The following is a 19,120-nucleotide window of genomic DNA, read 5'->3' as shown; positions in this document are numbered from 1 at the left end:
ACCCGCCGGGTCCGCCCGTTCGCCACGTTCGATTCATCATGATGAAGATCATTACCGCCGCGCAGATGCAGGAGCTCGACCGCCGCACGATCAGGGAGTCTCGTATTCCGGCGACCACATTGATGGAACGTGCGGGAACGGGCATTGTCTCCCGCCTTGAGCAGCGGTTCGGACCAGTCCGGGGCAAGAAGGTGACCGTGGTATGCGGCAAGGGCAACAATGGAGGAGATGGATTCGTCGCCGCCCGACTCCTCCGTCGGCGGCATGCGATCGTGCGAGTCCTCGCGATGACGCCCCCTGCTGAATTGAGTCGTGAAGCAGCCGCGATGTATAAGCAATTCGTTCGCGGCGCAGGAAAATCGTCCGTCCTCCTCTATACCTCCAAACTTCAGGCGCAAGCTCTGTTGCGGGACAGTGACATCCTGATCGACGCCCTTCTCGGAACAGGACTCTCCGCTGCGGTCGCCGGGCGTTATGCCGAGGCCATCGACAGTATCAACGAAGCCGGTCACCCTGTGGTCGCGGTCGACCTTCCATCCGGTCTCCATGCCGATACCGGCGCGATCCTTGGCCGAGCGGTTCAGGCTTCCCTCACCGTGACCTTTGGACTTCCGAAGTTGGGTCTCTATCAAAATCACGGGATTGATCTGGTCGGGGAGGTGACTCTCGTCGACATAGGAATTCCCCCAGCTTACATTGACGCGGTCGAGAGCCGCACGACCTTGATTACGCCGCAGGCGGTGCGTTCATACCTCCCGAGTCGGCAGCGATCGAGCCACAAAGGTACCTTCGGCCATGTCGGCATCATCGCAGGTTCCGTGGGAAAAACCGGAGCCGCCGCCATGACCGCACGGGCCGCCCTGCGTGTCGGCGCCGGTCTCGTGACCGTTGCCATTCCTGCCAGCGTCAACGACATCTTGGAAGCCAAACTCCTGGAAGCGATGACGGTGCCGATGCCGGAAACCAAAGCGCGCACCTTTGCCCGGACCGCCCTGGATCGACTCGTCGCATTCATGGAGGCACGAACCGCTGTCGCCCTCGGTCCGGGCTTATCCACTCACCACGAAACGGTTGAACTGGTCCAGGCCTTGATGAAACAAATTGACCGGCCCACGGTTCTGGATGCCGATGCCTTGAACGCCTTGACCGGGAGGACAGCGCTCCTGGCGTCGTGCAAAACACCGCCGATCATCACACCTCATCCGGGAGAGATGGCTCGGCTGGAGGCGGACGCCACGGCTCAGACCGTCAACAACGATCGAATCGGCACGGCCACCCGTTTCGCGCGAGAACGAGGCATCTTCGTCGTTTTGAAAGGGGCCCGGACGGTCATTGCCAGACCGGACGGAGCCGTGGCTATTTGTCCGACCGGTAATCCAGGGATGGCGACAGCCGGATCAGGTGATGTGTTGACCGGCATGCTGGTGGGGCTCTTGGCCCAAGGCTTACCCTCCTGGGAGGCGGCCTGTGCCGCGACCTATCTGCACGGAGCCTCCGGTGATTTGGCCGCTGCCAAAAAAGGACAAGCCGGATTGGTCGCCGGAGACATAATTGAGGAAATTCCTTATGCCCTCAAGCTCATGCAGGAGATCTCCCCGCACGAGACCAACGCCATATGGAACGATCCCCTGTGAGGGTGTGTCCATGGCGATATCGGGCAATTCTTTGGACTTTCTTCTCTCGTCCCCCGGTGAGACAGAGTCGTTCGGGAACGCCATTGGCCGACTGCTTCACGGTGGGGAGGTGCTCGCCTTGATCGGTGAATTGGGCGTCGGCAAGACCGCGCTGGTTCGCGGGATCGCCGCCGGTGCCGGAATACCGGCCGGCACCGTCACCAGCCCGACATTCATGATTGTTCATACATACCAGGGTCGGCTCCCTCTCATTCACATGGACCTCTACCGGTTGCAGAAGTCCCATGAAATTGAGTCGATTGGACTGGCGGATTATCTTGCGGACGACTGTGCCGTCGCCATTGAGTGGGCGGACCGGTTTCCCCGGTGGCTTCCGGAAGACCGCCTAGACGTGCGGATTGATCATCGGACCAGGAGGACCAGAATCATCCGGCTGGACGCACGAGGTCCGCTCGCTCGCTCACTGCTCGCACGCCTCAGCGAAGTCTGGCATCCGGCCGTTCGATCATCCGACTTGAACTCCCGAACCGGCAGAAAGGCTTCGCCGCCATGACTCGCCTTATTCTGATCGGTATTCTTGTGCTCCTTTCGTTGGCTTTCTTTCTTCAGAATCAAGAACAGGAGGTGACCCTCCGGTATTTCTTCGGATTGCTCGAAGCTTCCACTCCTATTTACAAGCCCATCATGGCCGGATTTGTCGTCGGCCTTTTGGTTGCAGCGATCTTGTTGTTTCCTCCTTGGATACGAGGGCGCATCGATCTTCGGCGAAAAACGAAAGCCCTACAGGAAGCCGAAGTGAACCTGGAGCGACTTCGGGAATCACTGGAGAAGATGTCCGGACGAACTCACACCGCCGCGCACATGGAGTCCACGAGAGACCTCGCCGATGAGTGATGCCGCCCTGAGCCCGCTCATGAAGCAATATCGGGATATCAAACGCGGATACCCGGAAGCCATACTGTTTTTTCGGGTCGGCGATTTTTATGAGATGTTCTACGAGGATGCACAAGAGGCATCCCGACTCTTGTCGATCGCCCTCACGTCGCGCGACAAGCACAGCTCCCAGCCTGTCCCCCTTTGCGGTGTCCCCTATCATGCTGCGACCGGCTATATTGCCAAGTTATTGAAGGCCGGCCGCATCGTCGCATTGTGCGAGCAAGTCGAAGATCCCAAGGTCGCCAAAGGCTTGGTCCGGCGAGAAGTCGTTCGACTGTATACGCCCGGCACACTCGTCGATACGGAATTTCTCACTCCTTCGGAGCTCAACTATCTCGCCGCGCTTGCCGTTCCTGACACGGCTTCTGAACTTCCCATGGGGTTGGCTGTCCTTGAGGTTTCAACAGGCGAATTTTGGGGGATGGAGTTTCTCGGCACTCAGGCCGTCACCCAATTATTGAATGAACTCGCTCGACTGGAGCCCCGTGAAGTGCTCGTCTCCGCGGACCTTGTTCCGCAATGCTCCGCGTGGATCGGGCGGATCGCGGGCGCACGCCTGTGTGAGCGACCACCGGCATCGTTCAGCCAACCGTCGTCCGATCGTATCTTGAGCGAGCACTTCCGCGTACCGACGGTGGAGTCCTTGGGATGCGCTGATTTCCCAGCCGCGAATCGCGCTGCCGGCGCGGTCCTTTCTTATTTCCGCGAGACCCACCCGACGGTGTCCCTGGGCCATGTTCGCCGATTCATGGTCCGGTCTCAGGATGACTTCATGCGCCTGGACGGAACGACCATCCGTAATCTTGAACTCCTCAAGCCCTTCGTACCGGACGGGACCGCATCTGGGTCGAAACCAACCACGCTGTTGAGCGTGCTGGATCGAACCACCACCGCCATGGGAAGCCGACTCCTGCGCCAATGGCTGGTGAGACCGTTACTCCGTCGTGATCACATTCAGTTTCGATTGGACGCGGTGGAGGAACTCAGGAACCACATGCAGCTGAGGACCGCCTTACGGGCCGGCTTGCGGGAGATTCAGGACATCGCGCGGCTGGGCAGTCGCCTCGTACTCGGCCTGGCCGGTCCACGAGAGCTTCTGGCTCTCAAACAATCCATGTCGATCTTACCGGAGATCTCGCTCCAGCTGACTCCGCTCCGGAGTCAGTTGTTCCTTGAGGCACAAGCCTCATGGGACAACGGCCAGGACCTGTACGATCTGATTGAACAAGCCATTCAGCCAGATGCTCCGGTTTCCCTTCGCGATGGGAACATCTTCAAGGAAGGGTATGATCCGGTCGTTGACGAGTTGCGCAAGACCAGCAAGGAAGGAAAAAGTTGGATCGCCGCGATTGAGACGCAAGAGCGGAATCGAACCGGCATCGAATCCTTGAAGGTCCGCTACAATCAGGTGTTCGGCTATTATATCGAGATCACCAAAGCCAATCTGGCCCGCGTCCCCGCCGACTACATTCGCAAGCAGACCTTGGTCAATGCCGAACGATTCATGACCGCGGAGCTGAAAGAACTGGAGGAACGTGTCACCGGAGCGGATGTCAGACTGCTCGCGCGCGAGCAGGAGATCTTTGTTCAGCTTCGCACACGGTTGGCGAAGGAAGCCCATCGATTGGACGCCATGGCGACCATTCTTTCGCTCATCGATGTTCTAGCCGGATTGGCCGAGGCCGCCGCTCTGCATCGGTATACGAAACCGACGATTATCGACGGAGGCGCCATCTCCATACAAGAGGGTCGTCACCCCGTGGTCGAGCGGCTCTGTGCCGATTCGGTCTTCGTCCCGAACGATACCACGTTGGATCTCGATCAGAATCGACTGCTGATCATTACCGGGCCAAACATGGCCGGCAAAAGCACCTATCTTCGCCAGGTCGCCCTCATTGTCCTGATGACACAAATAGGGAGCTTCGTGCCGGCCGCGGACGCCCGAATCGGATTGACCGATCGCATCTTCACCCGCGTGGGCGCCGCGGACAATCTGGCCGGGGGCCAGAGCACGTTCATGGTCGAAATGGTTGAGACGGCGAATATCCTTCAACACGCGACTCGACGAAGCCTGATTCTGTTGGATGAAATCGGACGAGGGACAAGCACCTACGATGGTCTGAGTCTCGCCTGGGCGATCGCGGAACATATCCACGACCGCGCACGGTTAGGCGCCCGTACATTGTTCGCCACCCATTACCATGAAATGACACAGTTGGAATACCAGCGGACCGGGATCAAGAATTATCGCGTGGCCGTTCAGGAACGCGGCGGGGACGTCGTGTTTCTCAGGAAAATCGTGGCGGGCAAAGCGGATCGAAGTTACGGGATTCACGTGGCCAAACTGGCGGGGCTCCCCACCGAGGTCATCCTCCGTGCGCAAACAGTGCTGTCGCAGCTTGAATTGCCGGAGGCGACTCGCTCGACGTTGATTCAGGAACCGCTTCCCATGGGGTCTGAGCCTCTTCCCCAACCCCACCCGATCATCGAGGAAGTCAAACAGATCGACTTGTTTTCCATGACGCCGCTTGACGCATTGAATCGCCTCGCCGAACTGCAACGCATGGTAATCTCTGGCAGCGACAATCCATCCGGTCGATGATCCTAATCAGGGATGCGGCTGCCAAAATGAAACGGGCGGCATCTCCTGTTGGGGGGATGCCGCCCGTTCTATTCGGAAGCTTTCAGTGCGCTTGATTATATGGTGCGGTCGAATGGATCAACCCCCCGACGGTTTTCCCCCCGGGAAGCATCACATCATACTGCATGCCGACATTGCTTCCATCCGGCGTCACCGGCGAGCTGTTAAGACTTGCCATGCCTTTGGCACAAGCCGAATCAAATTCGCTTTTCCCCGCGCACTCCTTCAAGCGAAGCGCGGAAATACTCAGCGGCTTGCCCACCGAACCGGATACCTCCGGAATTCTCTTCACCGATGAAATGACCCGATGATTTTGTTCCGTTTCCGTCGCGACGAATTCGATCAAATCCGTCGTGCTGCCGGGAGGAACCTCTTTCGCCGCTGCAGGTCCGGCATGAGAACGGCCCATCTTTTTCAGTTCTTGCCAAGCAGACTTATCGGCATAGAACTTCAGCGTTTTACCCGGGTGAACCTTTTGCCAATACAACCCGCTCTCGGCGTTCCCTCCAAAGACAGCAGTGTTGATCCAGACGGCTTCATCGTAGGGATCTAGGATGATCACCCGACCTTGAATGGTGGTCGGTTTGCTCATGTCACCCCATTCGAATCGTTCTTGAAATGACTCAATAGCCGAGGCGGTTGAAGCCAGACCGGCTACCAGCGCAACGGCTGCCAGAATGGCGGCACCTTGCTTCTGCAACATCATAATCGCGTCCTCCTTCGACAACATCGTACGCTTTGAAGTGGCTAGTCCTTGATGACTTTAAAACCGGTGATGGTTCTGCCGTCCAGCGTGACTTCCATGGCAACCAATTCTTGAGAGGCCTTGATAATTTGGTCCATCAGAGCCTTATCCTTGACCGCAAGGCGGACTGTGGTGGCCGCATGGTACCAGCCGGAATAGGTTGAGTTTTTCTCGCTCCCACCGGAAAACCCCCAGGCACAGCAACTGAACAACGGATCAGGCGGCTTCACATCCAGCATCGTCGATGAACGGCCCCCGGGTGTGCCGGATCCCGGCTCTCCCGTATTCCAATATTGAATGCCGAACAGAAGTTCCCCATCCGGATTATCAGCCCACTGCGACCAGACACGGCCTTGCAGCGTCTTGGTAGCTTCGGCCCTCATGGGTTTTCCACCGACGACCGCGTCGGCGAGGCCTAATTTCTCTATATCACCGGCAGCTAGGGAAACCTCGGCCGCTAGCAAGCCGAACCCCGAAAACACCGCCACGGCAGCTAGAACGACAGCCCTTTTCATGCGTAATCCCTCCTTCATCAAATTTTTAACATGAGAATCCGATCAAACGTTATTCGTTCTAAAGTTCAATATGGTCCATGGAAACCTTCAAAAAATCTTGTGTTATCGACAGGCTCGCAATCCAACACCGAACGGATGGCCGTTCCGGTAGTACCGGAACGGTACTGAAACTGCGATGTCCTGTCAAGAAAATGTTTGATGGATTGGCATTCAGGGCATGACAGACAAAACACTATGTATAACAATAGGTTGTGATGTTTCAGCGAGTAGACCGCGCGCGAAGATGTGCGTGCATCGAGGTGTTCAGGAGAATTTGGCGCCTAACTCTCCCACTTGACGTGTTGAAAGTGGACCTAATCCTGTCAACGCGTGCTTGTCGCTGCCGAACAAGGTCTGAACCGTCTGAAATACTTGCTGTTCGGTCACGGCGTCAATTTCGGCAATCAGCTGCTCCAAAGTCGTATGTCTCCCGGCAATCAATTCATCCTTGGCGAGCTTGTTCATGCGGCTATGCGAGCTCTCCAGACTCAGCATGAGGCTTCCTTTCATTTGGTCCTTCGTGCGTTCCAATTCAGGACCGTCGATCCCCTGTCTGGCCAACTTCCGAATTTCTCGATGGATCAAATCCAGGACTTGTCCGACCTCGCGCGCACGTGTCCCGGCGTATACGGTCAGCGTGCCCCCATCCGAATAGCCGGACAAAAATGAGTAGACCGAATAGGACAAACCACGTTTTTCCCGGATCTCCTGGAACAGCCTGGAACTGACACTGCCCCCTAACACGCTGTTCAGCGCATAGACCGCATACCGGTCCTTATGCCCGGCGGCCACTCCCTTGAACCCTACGCAGAGATGCACCTGTTCCAATGGTTTTTGTTTCATGGTCACACCGCCACACAACTCCGGCGGACGACGTGCCTGCGAGATGATGCGGTGCGATTTAGGAAAGCGTCCGAACGTGCCCGCTATGGTCTTTTCAAGCAGCGATTGATTGAAATTGCCTGCGACGGCGAGCACGATCTCTTCGGGACGATAGTGGGTCTCGATATACTCGAGGAGTGCTTGTCGGGTGATCCGAGTGATCGTCGATTCATGCCCCAGGATCGACCGACTCAGCGGATGGCGTCCCATGACCAACTTGGTATGCAGCTCTTGAACGAGGTCTTCCGGGTCGTCTTGAACCATTCGAATCTCTTCAAGAACCACCTGTTTCTCTTTCTCGATTTCTTTTTTACCGAACCGGGACCGGAGAAAGATATCCGCGAGCAGATCAAGGGCCTTGGGAAGATGTTGATCCAACACCTTCACGTAGTACGTCGTTGTTTCGCGCGTCGTGAACGCGTTCATCTCGCCTCCGAGCGCATCGATTTCACGGGAGATGTCCGCGGCCGATCGAGCGGTCGTCCCCTTGAAAAGCATATGCTCAATGAAGTGAGAGTACCCAGCCTCTGCGGGGCTCTCGTCACGAGAGCCCGCATTGATCCAGATACCGACCGTAACGGATTTGAGGGTCGGGATTCGCTCGCTGACCAAGCGAATCCCGTTGTCGAGAATAAGCTTGCGGTACAAGTGTTACCCGCCCGCTGTATCGTTTGTGCCGCTTCCGGTCGGTGCGGGGATGGTTTCTTTTCGGCTCAACCTGATCTTGCCCTGTTTGTCGATCTCCAACACTTTCACAAGAATTTGATCGCCTTCAGCTACCTCGTCGGAGACGGCCTTCACGCGGTGGTGCGCCAGCTGAGAGATGTGCACCAACCCATCCGTACCCGGCAACACCTCCACGAATGCACCAAAGTCCATGATCTTTCTCACGGTACCCAGATAGACCTTTCCGACTTCGACCTCCTCGGTCAAGCGGTTGATGATGTCCTTGGCTTTCTGCAACGACGCACCATCCGCTGATGCGATGGTCACAATACCGGTATCCTCCACGCTGATCTTGACTCCGCAGTCGGACTGGATCCCGCGGATGGTCTTGCCGCCCTGACCGATAATGTCCCGAATCTTATCTTGCTTGACCTTCATCGTGTAGATACGAGGGGCAAAGGGCGACAGGTCGGCACGGGAGCCGGCGAGGGCCTTCGACATATGGTCGAGAATATGGAGACGTCCCAGTCTGGCTTGCTCCAGAGCCTGCTGCATCAGCCCCGTGGTAATACCGCCGATTTTGATGTCCATTTGAAGGGCCGTCACGCCGTTCTTGGTCCCGCATACCTTGAAGTCCATGTCACCCAAGTGATCCTCAAGGCCCAGGATGTCCGACAAGATAATGACGTCGTTGCCTTCTTTGATCAATCCCATGGCAATCCCGGCGACCGGCTCCTTGATGGGAACACCCGCATCCATCATGGCCAACGTTCCGCCGCATACGGTTGCCATCGAGGAGGATCCATTGGATTCCAGAATTTCTGAAACAATCCGCAGGGTGTATGGGAACACATCCTTGTTCGGAATGACGGGCTTCAACGCCCGTTCGGCCAACGCTCCGTGGCCAACCTCGCGCCTTCCCGGCGAGCGAAGCGGGCGTGCCTCTCCGACGCTGAACGGCGGAAAGTTGTAATGCAGCATGAATGTCCGGGTGTACTCACCCTCCAAGGCGTCGATGCGCTGCTCATCGTCGGTCGTCCCGAGCGTCACCACCGCCAAGCTCTGCGTTTCGCCTCTGGTAAAGATAGCGGAGCCATGGGCGCGCGGCAGGGCGCCCACTTCGCAGGTGATCGGTCGAATATCGGAAGGACCGCGTCCATCGGCGCGGGATCGGTTCTCTAAAATCATCTTCCGGACTTCCGTATATTCCAATCCATGGAACACGATCTTGACGTGCCGTTCGCGTGAGGGATCGTCCGGCTTCTTCAGTTTTTCGACTGCGTCCGTCAGAATTTGGTCCAACCGTTCCTGCCGGGCGGTCTTGTTGGCAATCATGATGGCATCACGAATCGGCTGTGCGACCAATGCCTTGATCTCCGCTTGCAACGCGGAGTCGATCGATTCCGCTGTCACCTCCCGTTTCACCTTCCCGACCTTCTTGGCCAGTTCCTCGATCTTTCGAACGATTTTCTTGATTTCAGCGTGGGCCAATTCCAGCGCCTCGAGCATCGTCTGCTCGGATAACTCATTGGCGCCTGCTTCCACCATCATCACGGCGTCCGCCGTGCCTGCCACAACCAGGTGCAGTTCACTCTGCTCCATGGTTTCCAGGTCGGGATTGACGAGGAGCTGGCCGTTGACCCGACCGATCTTCACTCCCGCGACGGGACCGTTGAAGGGAATGTTCGATACCGCGAGCGCGGCCGATGCCGCGGTGATTCCGATCACGTCGGAAGAACCGGTCTTATCCGCCGACAACACGGAGGCGATGACCTGCGTTTCATAATAGTAGCCTTCGGGAAACAGCGGTCGGATCGGACGGTCGATCAAACGACTGGTCAGCACTTCCTTTTCAGCCGGCCGACCTTCCCGCTTGAAGTACCCGCCCGGGATTTTTCCGGCGGCATAGGCCTTTTCCTGGTAGTCGACGGTCAATGGCAGGAAATCGGTCCCGGGCTTGGCCGTTTGAGCCGCGACGGCCGTGGCGAGGACGACGGTGTCCCCGTACGAGGCCCAGATCGATCCGTCCGCTTGTTTGGCGACGCGACCGGTTTCGAGGCGGAGAGTACGGCCTGCAATGTCGATTTCTACGACGTGTACCATCTATGGTCTCCTCTGGTTAGATCCACAGATGCCCACTGAGATACGCTCGGACCGACTCCTTCAACACTCAGCCGGGATGGAACCATGGGCGATCCGTTTTCCACTCAACCGCACACGTCCATGAGAGAACCGTACGCCGTCAGAGCGCATATCGGTGTTCATCTGTGGGACATTCGAATGATGCAATGGCGCCGGTCAACGCCGCTGTTCGTACGACCGGTTACTTGCGAATGCCGAGTCGGTCGATCACGGCTCGGTAACGCGCGTCATCCACACCGCGGAGATAGTCGAGCAACCGGCGCCTCCGTCCGACAAGCTGCAACAATCCACGCCGTGAATGGTGATCCTTTTTATGGCTCTTGAAATGTTCGGTGAGATACGTGATCCGGTTGGTCAACACGGCAATCTGCACTTCCGGCGAACCGGAATCCTTGTCATGCTGCTGATATTGCTTGATGAGCTCGCTCTTCGCTTCTTTCAGTAATCCCATACCTGCTCCTTCCACATTAAGAACTCAAGTGAGCCAGCACTTTACGAACCCTAATCGGTCCCACATTGCCGGTGTCGTGGGTGCCAATGGCCAACAATCGGCCTGCTTCATTCTTCAGACGCACGGACATGCCGGTGGAAGCGGCGGGCAGGTGCCCGACTCCTACCGGATAAATGGGCGAACCATGCAAGACACGCTGGGCCTGCTCCTCGTTCACAACCACCGCCGGGAGTTCGCAGAGAAGTTGGTCCAACGAGACGAACTGCCGACCGAGCGTGCCCGTTCCGAGATGGCCGACGACTTGATCGATCGTCATCGCTCGGTCGATCGAGAGCGGACCGACACGGCGACGTTCGAGAGCATGGAGGTGTCCGCCCACGCCTAACGCCTGTCCGATGTCGGCGCATAACGTGCGCACATACGTGCCTTTCGAGCATACGATGTTCAGCGTCACGTCATGACCATGCACGGCCGCGATCTCCAGCCGATGAATGGCGATCGATCGGTCCGCGCGATCCACGGTTTTGCCTGCACGGGCCGCTTTGTAAAGCGGCTGACCACCGACTTTCACAGCTGAATACATCGGCGGCAGTTGCCGTTGGGCTCCACGGAATCGTGCGATCACTTCGAGCAGCGCTTCCTCCGTCACTTCACCGACATCCGTTCTGGTTAACACCTGCCCGGTTGCATCCTGGGTGTCGGTCGTTTCTCCGAGGCGCAAGACGGCCCGGTACTCCTTATCCCACTCGATCAAGTACTCGGCGATTCGCGTGGCTCGTCCGACCAGGATCGGCAAGACACCCGTGGCGCTCGGGTCCAACGTGCCGGCATGACCGACCTTGCTGTTGCCCAGCAGTCTCCTGAGCTTGGCGACGACATCGTGTGAAGTCCAGCCGCTTTCCTTGTGGACAATGAGGACTCCTTCCGGCTCGTCTCCCTGGCCCTTTGTGATGTCCGTCCAATTCATGCCTATGCGTCCGTGGCTTTCCGCTCACTGTTCTCAGGATGCTGGGTCTCAGGCTGGTCGGACTCCCCGTGCAATCCCTCCAGGATCCGCATGATACGGTCGCCGCGCGGACCACTGACATCCTTCTTGAAAATCACATCGGGAAGGTAGCGGAGCGAAAGCCGCCGTCCCAGTTCCGACCGCACGAACCCACTGGCCTTCGAGAGGCCGGCAAAAACATCGCGCTCGGCTTCGCCCGTTTCCATGGTCGTCACGAAAACATGAGCGATGCGCAAATCCCCAGTCAGCTCGACATCGGTGACCGTAACGCCATGAACTCGAGGATCCTTGATTTTTCGCATGAGAATGTCCGCCACTTCCATTCGGATCTGGTCGGCCACCCGGTCTGCTCGTTTATAGGTCGTCTTCGACATCGTGCTCTCTCAACATGGTCGATCGCCGACATTGCACGGAACCTAGAGCAATTCTAATTGGGTTCTGACCACTTCGACCGACGGCACACTTTTGATCAGATTCAACGCTTGTTCGAGCACTTGATTCGCGTGGTGCCCCTCATTCGAAACGCAAGCCATTCCAAGGACGGCCTTTTGCCAGAGATCCTGACCATCCACTTCGGCTATGGAGAGGTTGAATTTGCCGCGAAGCCGATCCTTAAGCCCATGAATGACCTGACGCTTATCCTTGAGCGATTGGCTCTCAGAAATGAATAATTCCACCGTGCAGAGACCTACGATCATGGTCAGGAACGGTTCACGTAGACTCACAACGGAAGGTCTATGATCGAATAGACGCGACCGGCCTTTGGCAACGGGCGGCACTCACCATGTTGAGACTTCCATTACAGCTTCGCAGCGATCTTGTCGATGGCATAGGCTTCGACGATGTCGCCCGCCTTGATGTCGTTGAAGTTCTCGATACTCAGACCACATTCATACCCCTGCTGCACTTCACGGACATCATCTTTGAACCGCCGCAACGAAGCGAGTTTCCCCTGATAGACCACCACGTTGTCGCGAATCACCCGGACCCCTGCGCTGGATCGGGTGATCGTTCCATCGATCACATAGGAGCCTCCCACGGCACCGATCTTTGGAATCGTAAAGACCTGCCGAACTTCCGCCCGGCCCAACACGCGCTCTTTCAACGTGGGTTCCAGCAAACCTTCCATCGCCGCTTTGATGTCGGCAATCGCGTCGTAAATGATCGTGTAGAGCCGGATATCGACACCCTGTTGCTCGGCCAACGCGGTCGCTTTCGGTTCCGGTCTGATATTGAAACCGATAATGATGGCTCGTGACGCGGCGGCCAGCAGCACATCGGACTCCATAACTCCACCGACTCCGTTGTGAATCACACGAAGCTTGACGGCATCCGTCGACAGTTTTTCGACGGCGCCGGCCAATGCTTCGGAGGATCCTTGCACGTCGGCCTTGATGACGATGGCCAACTCCTTCACGGACCCTTCTTGGATCTTTGCAAAGAGATCATCTAAGGATACCTTTGCAGGACCGGAGAGTTCAGCCGCCCGCCGTTTCTGAGCCCGTTCCTCCGCAATTTCTCGCGCAACTCTTTCATTCGAGACGACGTGGAAGACATCTCCCGCCGATGGAACGCCGGGCAATCCGATCACTTCCACCGGAATGGAAGGCCCCGCCTGCTGTGCCTTTTCGCCTCGATCATTGATAAGGGCCCGGACACGCCCACTGAATGTTCCCACGACATAGGCATCCCCGACCCGTAGGGTCCCACTCTGGACCAATACCGTCGCAACGGGGCCTCTTCCCCGTTCGATCTTGGCTTCGATGACGGTGCCTCTGGCTTGTCGGTGCGGATCCGCCTTGAGTTCAAGCACTTCCGCCTGAAGCAGAATCATCTCCAGGAGGGTATCGAGCCCAGTTTTCTGCTTGGCGGATACCTCGACCATAATGGTATCCCCGCCCCATGCCTCGGAAATCAATCCATGTTCCGACAGCGCGTTCTTGACCCGATCAGGATTGGCGGTGGGCTTATCGATCTTATTCATCGCCACGATCAACGGCACGCCTGCCGCCTTAGCATGGTGGATCGCTTCGATGGTTTGGGGCATCACTCCGTCGTCCGCCGCGACGACTAAAATCACGATATCCGTGACCTTGGCTCCACGAGCTCGCATGGCCGTAAAGGCTTCATGACCGGGCGTATCCAAGAACGTCACCTGCTTGCCACGCACCGAGACCGTGTAGGCACCGATATGCTGGGTGATGCCCCCGGCTTCTCCTTCCGCCACGTTGGTTTGGCGAATGGCATCCAGAAGGGACGTCTTGCCGTGATCGACGTGCCCCATGATGGTCACGACCGGCGGCCGAGGTTCCGGCCGTTCTTCACCGCCCGTCTCCACTACGTCTTGCAGCAACTCGTCCCCGACTTTCTCGACTGATATTTCAATTTTGACTCCACTTTCCTCGGCAATGATCGAGGCGGCATCGAGGTTCATCGGTTGATGGAATGTCAGCATCTGCCCCATATCCATGAGCTTCCGAACGATATCCGCCGGACGTTGTCCGATCAACTCGGCGAATTCCTTGACCGTCGTCCGCGTGGTGACTTTGACGCTCTTCCGGCGCGGCTTGGTGATCTCTGCCGGAGCGCTATGATGGACATGTTTGGATCGATCATCGCGGCGCTGCACCGGAATCGCGCGAAGGTCTTGCCACCGGGCGGCGTCCTCGCGGAATTTCACATCCTGCTCATCATCTCTGACACGACCGGTCTTCCGTGCTTTCTTCAGCTTGTCCTTTTGTCCTTCCGCCTCGATGACCTCGAACGCCATGCTCTTCTTTTTGCCGGTCACCGGTTCGGGAGTCGTCGTTCCGAGCGTCGGTGGGGTGACCGTCGGCTTTGCCGGAGTCCCGTCCTGCTTGGCAACCAACGGCGCTGGAACAGGCGGAGCTAGTTCGGCAGGAGTTTCTTCCGCTGGAAGGGTGTGATCGACAGGTCCGCCACTACCGGGATGCTCAACGGATGGGGGATGGGTCGGCGCGGGAATCGGCGGTGCCGACCGCTCGCCCTCGACAACCGAAGACGGGGACACGGCTTCGATCTGTTCCTCGTCCTTCTTGCGTTTGATCAGAATACGTCGCTTGTCGGGCTTGGACGGTTCCTCGACAACATGACCCGTCGCTTTGCCGTGACCCACATGCGCCGACTTGGCGGCAACATCTCCTTCGACTCCCGCGCCTTGGTTTTTCGACTTTGCGCCTAATTTCTCGGAAACCTTCTGGACAATCTCATCGTCCAGCGTACTGCTATGCGATGAAACCGTCACCCCCATCTTTTTGAGTTCGGGGATGAGCACTCGATTCTCCATTCCCAACTTCTTTGCAAGTTCGTATACACGCATAGCCATGAGATAGTTCCGTGTTCTATCCGCTCGTTGCTTCTTCCGCCCTGGCCGCCTGCCGAGCTTCCTCTTGCAGACGTTGCGCCTCGGCTTCCTCTGCGAGCGCTGCTTTGATCTCCTTGTCGCGTTCCACTTTTTCTTTTTCGTATTCGGTCGCGCTGATGATATCGATTTTCCATCCCGTCAACCGTGCCGCCAGCCGGACGTTCTGACCGTTCTTGCCGATCGCCAAGGACAGTTGCGAGTCGGCCGCGACCACGAGCGCCGACTTCTTCTCTTCATCGATCCCGACCTTTTCGATGGTCGCGGGGTTCAAGGCTTCGGCGATAAAGACGCGCGGGTCCTGAGTCCAGGTAATGATGTCGATCTTTTCCCCCCGCAACTCGCGGACGACCGCTTGCACGCGAGACCCTTTGATACCGACGCAGGCCCCGACCGGATCCACGGCCTTTTCCCGCGAGGTGACCGCGATCTTCGTCCGGTCTCCCGGCTCACGAACGACCGATCGGATTTCAATTATTTTTTCCATGACTTCCGGCACTTCGAGCTCGAAGAGTTTCGCTACGAACTGCGGATGGCTGCGGGACAGAATGACTTGCACATCCTTGGGCGTGCGGCGCACTTCCAGCAGCATCGCCTTTACGCGATCGCCGCGCCGATACGTTTCACGCGGAATCTGCTCTTGGATCGGCAGGATGGCTTCCGTCTTGCCAAGATCCACAAGGTAATTCCGGCGTTCCATGCCGAGGATGATCCCCGTCATGAGATCCCCCTGACGCGTCGAATACTCTTTTTGAACCGCTTCCCATTCCGCCTCGCGCACTTTCTGGAAGATGACTTGTTTCGCCGTTTGTGCGGCAATCCTGCCCAACTCGTTCATTTCGATCAGTGATCCGATTTCGTCCCCGATCTCCGCCTCGCTGTCGTATTGGCGGGCTTCCTGAAGAGAGATCTCCGCTTTGGGATTGCTGACTGTTTCGACGATGATCTTCTTGGAAACGACGGAGATTTCTCCGGTCTTGGGATCGATTTCGACTTGGATGTTTTCGGCCTGGCCGAAGCGTTTCTTCGCGGCTGTCTGCAGAGCGGACTCAATGGCCCCGATGACTCGGGCCTTGTCGATTCCTTTCTGACGCCCGATTTCGTCGATCACTGAGATCAGTTCTCGGTTCATACATCACGCTCCTGCATCCGGTTACCGCTCATGATTTCTCACTCTCGATCTCTACACTTTCACGACCAGCTTCGCCTCGGCGATCGTCTCTCGGCTCAATCGCACCGTCTGAGGCGCTCGCGCCGACCCCATGGACAGGACCACCGCCTGCTCGTCCGCTTGTACCAGCTGTCCGGTGATCCGCCACTGCCCTTCGAGCGGTTGCCGAAGCTTGAAGCTCACCTCTTTTCCGATGGCTCGTTGGTAGTCCTGCGATCTCTTGAAGGGCCGATCAAGACCCGGAGAAGAGACTTCCAGGGTATAGGCGTGGGGAAACGGATCGGCGACGTCGAGCGCCGGTCCTAAGGCCTTATGTGCCTGTTCGCAGTCTGCGATACTGACTCCCCCTGACTTATCGATCAGGACGCGAACGACCGAGCGGGGACCTTGTCCCACACACACCACATCGACCAACTCAAGTCCGAGCGTCCATAGGATCGGCGAAATGATTTCGCGCAATCGGTCGGCCACCGGCTGCGAACCCTGGCCCGGTATGCTCAACCCATTTCTCTTTGACATGTGTCCAAACAAAAAAGTGGGCATGGGCCCACTTACAGAACGTGAACCATACCATGCACCCCGGTGCAAAGCAAGGGCACTATCCGGTCAACAATGCCCAACGAGCAGCCAGTGTTTTTGTGATCGCTCCCGGTTGGCCGGAGCCGATGGTTTTCCCATCGATTTGGACCACCCCGAGTACTTCGATCGTCGTCCCGGTCAGAAATACCTCGTCCGCTCGGTACAGCATGTCGACGGGTATGAAATGTTCCTCGATCGTGACGTCCTCGTTCTTCGCCAACTCCAACACCACGGTCCGTGTGACGCCGGATAGAATTCGAGGCCCTTCGGGCGCCGTCAGGACAACCCCGCCGTGAACAGCCATGACATTGCTCACCGCGCCTTCCATCACAAAACCATCCCTGATCAGTATCGTTTCGAAGACGCCGGCCTTCTTCGCTTCTTCACGGGCAAGGACATTGGCCAGAAGATTGACGCTTTTGATGTCGCAGCGCCCCCACCGAAGATCTTCCCTTGTACATGCGCTGACGCCGGCACGGCGGATTTCAGGCGCCAAGGGATGAAACTCCCTGATCGTCATCACGACCGTGGGAAGAACATCGGAGGGGAAACTATGTTCGCGCGGAGCTGGGCCCCTCGTCAGCTGGATGTAGATTTTGGCATCCTGGTACCCTGCCAGATTGAGTCCTTGGTGAATCCACCCGGTCCATTGGTCCTTGGTATAGGGTTGCCGAAGCGACAGTTCTTTGGCACTCCGATCCAGCCGCGCAAGATGCGCCGAGAGCTCGAACGGCCGTCCTCGATAGGTCCGAATCACTTCATAGACGGCATCACCGAACTGGAACCCTCGATCATCGATGGAAATGGTCGCCTCGTCCCAAGGAAGAAAGCGGCCGTTGATGAACGCGATATCGGGCATGAGTTCAATTCCCGGATGATGGTGGCTCTGCTTCTATTCGAAACAACCGTCGATCTTCCGCCGTAAATTTCCACCCCATGCGCTTTTCGAAAATCAGCTGATGCACCCCTGCTTGCACGGCTTTGAACTCGAAGATACGCTGTCCATTGTCCACGGCGTTATTGCTGGCGATGCGGAGGAACTCATCGCCGAGCAGGGCCATCGCTTTGGGATCGTAAGACGGCACCCACTGTTCGCCTCTGGTGCGATCTTCCCATAGACGAATGACAAACGGTTGGTCGACGGTCACCCTGCGGCAGTCGCCGTCGTCCAAAGCCGGGTTGTGGTCGATGTTGGCGATACTCACGTCGATATCCTGATCCGCGTCGTGAAGACACTGGGTCAGCCCGAATTCCTTGATTATATTTTCCGCCGAGGACCGATCAGAATATCGCTCCCGTCCACCCGTACTTCGTAGCTGCCTACGCAGTAGCCGCCCCCGTCGATGCCTTGCCCGTTTCGGATATCGAAGGCCAGATCATGCCAAGGGCAGGCAATGACATGCCCTTTGAGCCTCCCTTCAATGAGCGGTCCCCCCTCATGGGGACAGCTGTTATGAATGGCGTACAGCTTTCCCTCCACGTTGAACAAGGCGATCGGGCGGTCATTGACCTTGACCACCTTCGACTTTCCAGGTGGCAATTCATCGACTTGTGCAACCTTTTGGAATCCGTCCATCATGCGCTTCCCTCTTTGCCGCCGTCGACTCTACATACGAAGGGCATACTTGAGCTCGTCGTTTTTTGCAACTCGAGCTTTTTGAATGAACCCTGATTCAGCTTGGATGACATACCGCACCGCTTCGGGAGGAGGGCCGAAAAACGGGCAGGGGTCTTTCGCGCATGGGTCTGCATGTTCCAGCATATGCACCACATGATGGCTCTCGTCCACCCAGAGAATATCGATGGGGAATCGATATTCCTTGGTCGTCACCCGATGGGTCCCGTTCTGCTCGAAGATATAAAGCATGCCGCTGTTCGGCGGCAATGCATCGCGAAAGGCAAGCCCGAAGAGCAATTTTTCCGGCGTATCCGCCACTTCGGCCTCCAGCTCGATGCCGCTCGGAAACGTGACGACGATGATGCTCGACTCCTTGCGTTCGACCAAGAACATCGAGGCGCTCATCAGGAGGAGCGCGAGCAGAATCATCATGATGATCCGCTTTTTCTTCTGTTCTCGATCGCTGACCTGGACTTGATTGGATGCCATTGATGACGGGCGATGCGGGTTTTTCAGCTGGGCCCAATGGCCCAGACGCAAGAATGAGCTAGGTCCTCTGACCGGATTCCGTTCAGTTGACTCGGAAAAGAATCACGGAATAGAATGCCTTTCCGCGTGCGCACGCACCATATTGTCGACGGAAGCACTATGGTGCGAGCCGCAGGAACTTGTCAATGTTCTAAATGCTTTTATAGTCTTTTGCAGTGGGAAGG

19 protein-coding genes are annotated in these 19,120 nt (G+C 57.2%); 4 read left to right on the top strand and 15 right to left on the bottom strand.

The genetic code is table 11. The annotated features are described in order from the left end of the window. Positions 1–38: 38 nt before the first annotated feature. Genes A4E19_02580 through A4E19_02565 form a run of 4 tightly spaced genes read left to right on the top strand, consistent with a single transcriptional unit; the run spans position 39 to position 5,172 of the window. Positions 39–1,634 carry a bifunctional ADP-dependent (S)-NAD(P)H-hydrate dehydratase/NAD(P)H-hydrate epimerase gene (locus A4E19_02580; GenBank protein ID OQW33755.1) on the top strand — a complete coding sequence of 532 codons (1,596 nt, stop codon included), beginning with the start codon at positions 39–41 and terminating at the stop codon, positions 1,632–1,634. Positions 1,635–1,644: 10 nt separating this feature from the next. Continuing rightward, positions 1,645–2,187 (top strand): hypothetical protein, encoded by a 543-nt coding sequence (locus A4E19_02575; protein ID OQW33754.1) that lies wholly within the window; start codon positions 1,645–1,647, stop codon positions 2,185–2,187. Continuing rightward, complete coding sequence (locus tag A4E19_02570) at positions 2,184–2,528, top strand: hypothetical protein (GenBank protein OQW33753.1); 345 nt, start codon at positions 2,184–2,186, stop codon at positions 2,526–2,528. Before A4E19_02575 ends, A4E19_02570 begins: the two co-directional genes overlap by 4 nt. Next, a complete protein-coding gene (locus A4E19_02565; protein OQW33752.1) occupies positions 2,521–5,172 on the top strand; it encodes a DNA mismatch repair protein MutS in 2,652 nt (883 codons plus the stop codon). Before A4E19_02570 ends, A4E19_02565 begins: the two co-directional genes overlap by 8 nt. Positions 5,173–5,254: 82 nt before the next feature. Here the strand turns inward: A4E19_02565 and A4E19_02560 are convergent, their stop codons facing one another. The 15 genes from A4E19_02560 to A4E19_02490 all read right to left on the bottom strand — a co-directional run bounded on the left by A4E19_02560 (position 5,255) and on the right by A4E19_02490 (position 18,896). Continuing rightward, on the bottom strand, positions 5,255–5,917 hold the full coding sequence (locus A4E19_02560) for a hypothetical protein (protein OQW33751.1): 663 nt from the start codon (positions 5,915–5,917) through the stop codon (positions 5,255–5,257). 41 nt (positions 5,918–5,958) lie between these two features. After that, the gene (locus tag A4E19_02555; protein OQW33750.1) at positions 5,959–6,471 is read right to left on the bottom strand and encodes a hypothetical protein; all 513 of its coding nucleotides are present in this window, start codon (positions 6,469–6,471) and stop codon (positions 5,959–5,961) included. 303 nt (positions 6,472–6,774) lie between these two features. Then, positions 6,775–8,040, bottom strand: coding sequence for a peptidase M16 (locus A4E19_02550; protein OQW33749.1), 1,266 nt, complete (start codon positions 8,038–8,040; stop codon positions 6,775–6,777). 3 nt (positions 8,041–8,043) lie between these two features. Then, positions 8,044–10,161 (bottom strand): polyribonucleotide nucleotidyltransferase, encoded by a 2,118-nt coding sequence (locus A4E19_02545; protein ID OQW33748.1) that lies wholly within the window; start codon positions 10,159–10,161, stop codon positions 8,044–8,046. A gap of 220 nt (positions 10,162–10,381) precedes the next feature. After that, positions 10,382–10,651 (bottom strand): 30S ribosomal protein S15, encoded by a 270-nt coding sequence (locus tag A4E19_02540; GenBank protein ID OQW33747.1) that lies wholly within the window; start codon positions 10,649–10,651, stop codon positions 10,382–10,384. Positions 10,652–10,667: 16 nt separating this feature from the next. Continuing rightward, positions 10,668–11,618 carry a hypothetical protein gene (locus A4E19_02535; GenBank protein ID OQW33746.1) on the bottom strand — a complete coding sequence of 317 codons (951 nt, stop codon included), beginning with the start codon at positions 11,616–11,618 and terminating at the stop codon, positions 10,668–10,670. Positions 11,619–11,620: 2 nt separating this feature from the next. Further along, on the bottom strand, positions 11,621–12,031 hold the full coding sequence (locus A4E19_02530) for a hypothetical protein (protein ID OQW33745.1): 411 nt from the start codon (positions 12,029–12,031) through the stop codon (positions 11,621–11,623). 42 nt (positions 12,032–12,073) lie between these two features. After that, a complete protein-coding gene (locus A4E19_02525) occupies positions 12,074–12,355 on the bottom strand; it encodes a hypothetical protein (GenBank protein OQW33744.1) in 282 nt (93 codons plus the stop codon). A 101-nt stretch (positions 12,356–12,456) separates the two neighbouring features. Continuing rightward, positions 12,457–14,997 carry a translation initiation factor IF-2 gene (locus A4E19_02520; GenBank protein OQW33743.1) on the bottom strand — a complete coding sequence of 847 codons (2,541 nt, stop codon included), beginning with the start codon at positions 14,995–14,997 and terminating at the stop codon, positions 12,457–12,459. 22 nt (positions 14,998–15,019) lie between these two features. Beyond that, positions 15,020–16,171, bottom strand: coding sequence for a transcription termination/antitermination protein NusA (locus A4E19_02515; GenBank protein ID OQW33742.1), 1,152 nt, complete (start codon positions 16,169–16,171; stop codon positions 15,020–15,022). Between the two features lie 51 nt (positions 16,172–16,222). Further along, complete coding sequence (locus A4E19_02510; protein ID OQW33741.1) at positions 16,223–16,711, bottom strand: hypothetical protein; 489 nt, start codon at positions 16,709–16,711, stop codon at positions 16,223–16,225. Between the two features lie 97 nt (positions 16,712–16,808). Continuing rightward, on the bottom strand, positions 16,809–17,648 hold the full coding sequence (locus A4E19_02505; GenBank protein ID OQW33740.1) for a hypothetical protein: 840 nt from the start codon (positions 17,646–17,648) through the stop codon (positions 16,809–16,811). A 4-nt stretch (positions 17,649–17,652) separates the two neighbouring features. Beyond that, complete coding sequence (locus tag A4E19_02500; GenBank protein OQW33739.1) at positions 17,653–17,994, bottom strand: hypothetical protein; 342 nt, start codon at positions 17,992–17,994, stop codon at positions 17,653–17,655. 53 nt (positions 17,995–18,047) lie between these two features. Then, on the bottom strand, positions 18,048–18,365 hold the full coding sequence (locus A4E19_02495; protein OQW33808.1) for a hypothetical protein: 318 nt from the start codon (positions 18,363–18,365) through the stop codon (positions 18,048–18,050). 30 nt (positions 18,366–18,395) lie between these two features. Then, positions 18,396–18,896, bottom strand: a complete 501-nt coding sequence (locus A4E19_02490; protein ID OQW33738.1) for a hypothetical protein — start codon at positions 18,894–18,896, stop codon at positions 18,396–18,398. Positions 18,897–19,120 lie beyond the last annotated feature (224 nt).

This window comes from Nitrospira sp. SG-bin1 (assembly GCA_002083365.1).
In the GTDB taxonomy this organism is placed as follows: Bacteria; Nitrospirota; Nitrospiria; order Nitrospirales; family Nitrospiraceae; genus Nitrospira_D.
Note: the sequence above shows the minus strand (reverse complement) of the source record. Positions and strands in the feature narration are given on the sequence as shown.

Coding starts and splice junctions, on each gene's coding strand:
- A4E19_02580 (OQW33755.1), top strand. CDS start 39: ATGATGAAGATCATTACCGCCGCGCAGATGCAGGAGCTCGACCGCCGC.
- A4E19_02575 (OQW33754.1), top strand. CDS start 1,645: ATGGCGATATCGGGCAATTCTTTGGACTTTCTTCTCTCGTCCCCCGGT.
- A4E19_02570 (OQW33753.1), top strand. CDS start 2,184: ATGACTCGCCTTATTCTGATCGGTATTCTTGTGCTCCTTTCGTTGGCT.
- A4E19_02565 (OQW33752.1), top strand. CDS start 2,521: ATGAGTGATGCCGCCCTGAGCCCGCTCATGAAGCAATATCGGGATATC.
- A4E19_02560 (OQW33751.1), bottom strand. CDS start 5,917: ATGATGTTGCAGAAGCAAGGTGCCGCCATTCTGGCAGCCGTTGCGCTG.
- A4E19_02555 (OQW33750.1), bottom strand. CDS start 6,471: ATGAAAAGGGCTGTCGTTCTAGCTGCCGTGGCGGTGTTTTCGGGGTTC.
- A4E19_02545 (OQW33748.1), bottom strand. CDS start 10,161: ATGGTACACGTCGTAGAAATCGACATTGCAGGCCGTACTCTCCGCCTC.
- A4E19_02540 (OQW33747.1), bottom strand. CDS start 10,651: ATGGGATTACTGAAAGAAGCGAAGAGCGAGCTCATCAAGCAATATCAG.
- A4E19_02535 (OQW33746.1), bottom strand. CDS start 11,618: ATGAATTGGACGGACATCACAAAGGGCCAGGGAGACGAGCCGGAAGGA.
- A4E19_02530 (OQW33745.1), bottom strand. CDS start 12,031: ATGTCGAAGACGACCTATAAACGAGCAGACCGGGTGGCCGACCAGATC.
- A4E19_02525 (OQW33744.1), bottom strand. CDS start 12,355: ATGATCGTAGGTCTCTGCACGGTGGAATTATTCATTTCTGAGAGCCAA.
- A4E19_02520 (OQW33743.1), bottom strand. CDS start 14,997: ATGCGTGTATACGAACTTGCAAAGAAGTTGGGAATGGAGAATCGAGTG.
- A4E19_02515 (OQW33742.1), bottom strand. CDS start 16,171: ATGAACCGAGAACTGATCTCAGTGATCGACGAAATCGGGCGTCAGAAA.
- A4E19_02505 (OQW33740.1), bottom strand. CDS start 17,648: ATGCCCGATATCGCGTTCATCAACGGCCGCTTTCTTCCTTGGGACGAG.
- A4E19_02495 (OQW33808.1), bottom strand. CDS start 18,365: ATGGACGGATTCCAAAAGGTTGCACAAGTCGATGAATTGCCACCTGGA.
- A4E19_02490 (OQW33738.1), bottom strand. CDS start 18,896: ATGGCATCCAATCAAGTCCAGGTCAGCGATCGAGAACAGAAGAAAAAG.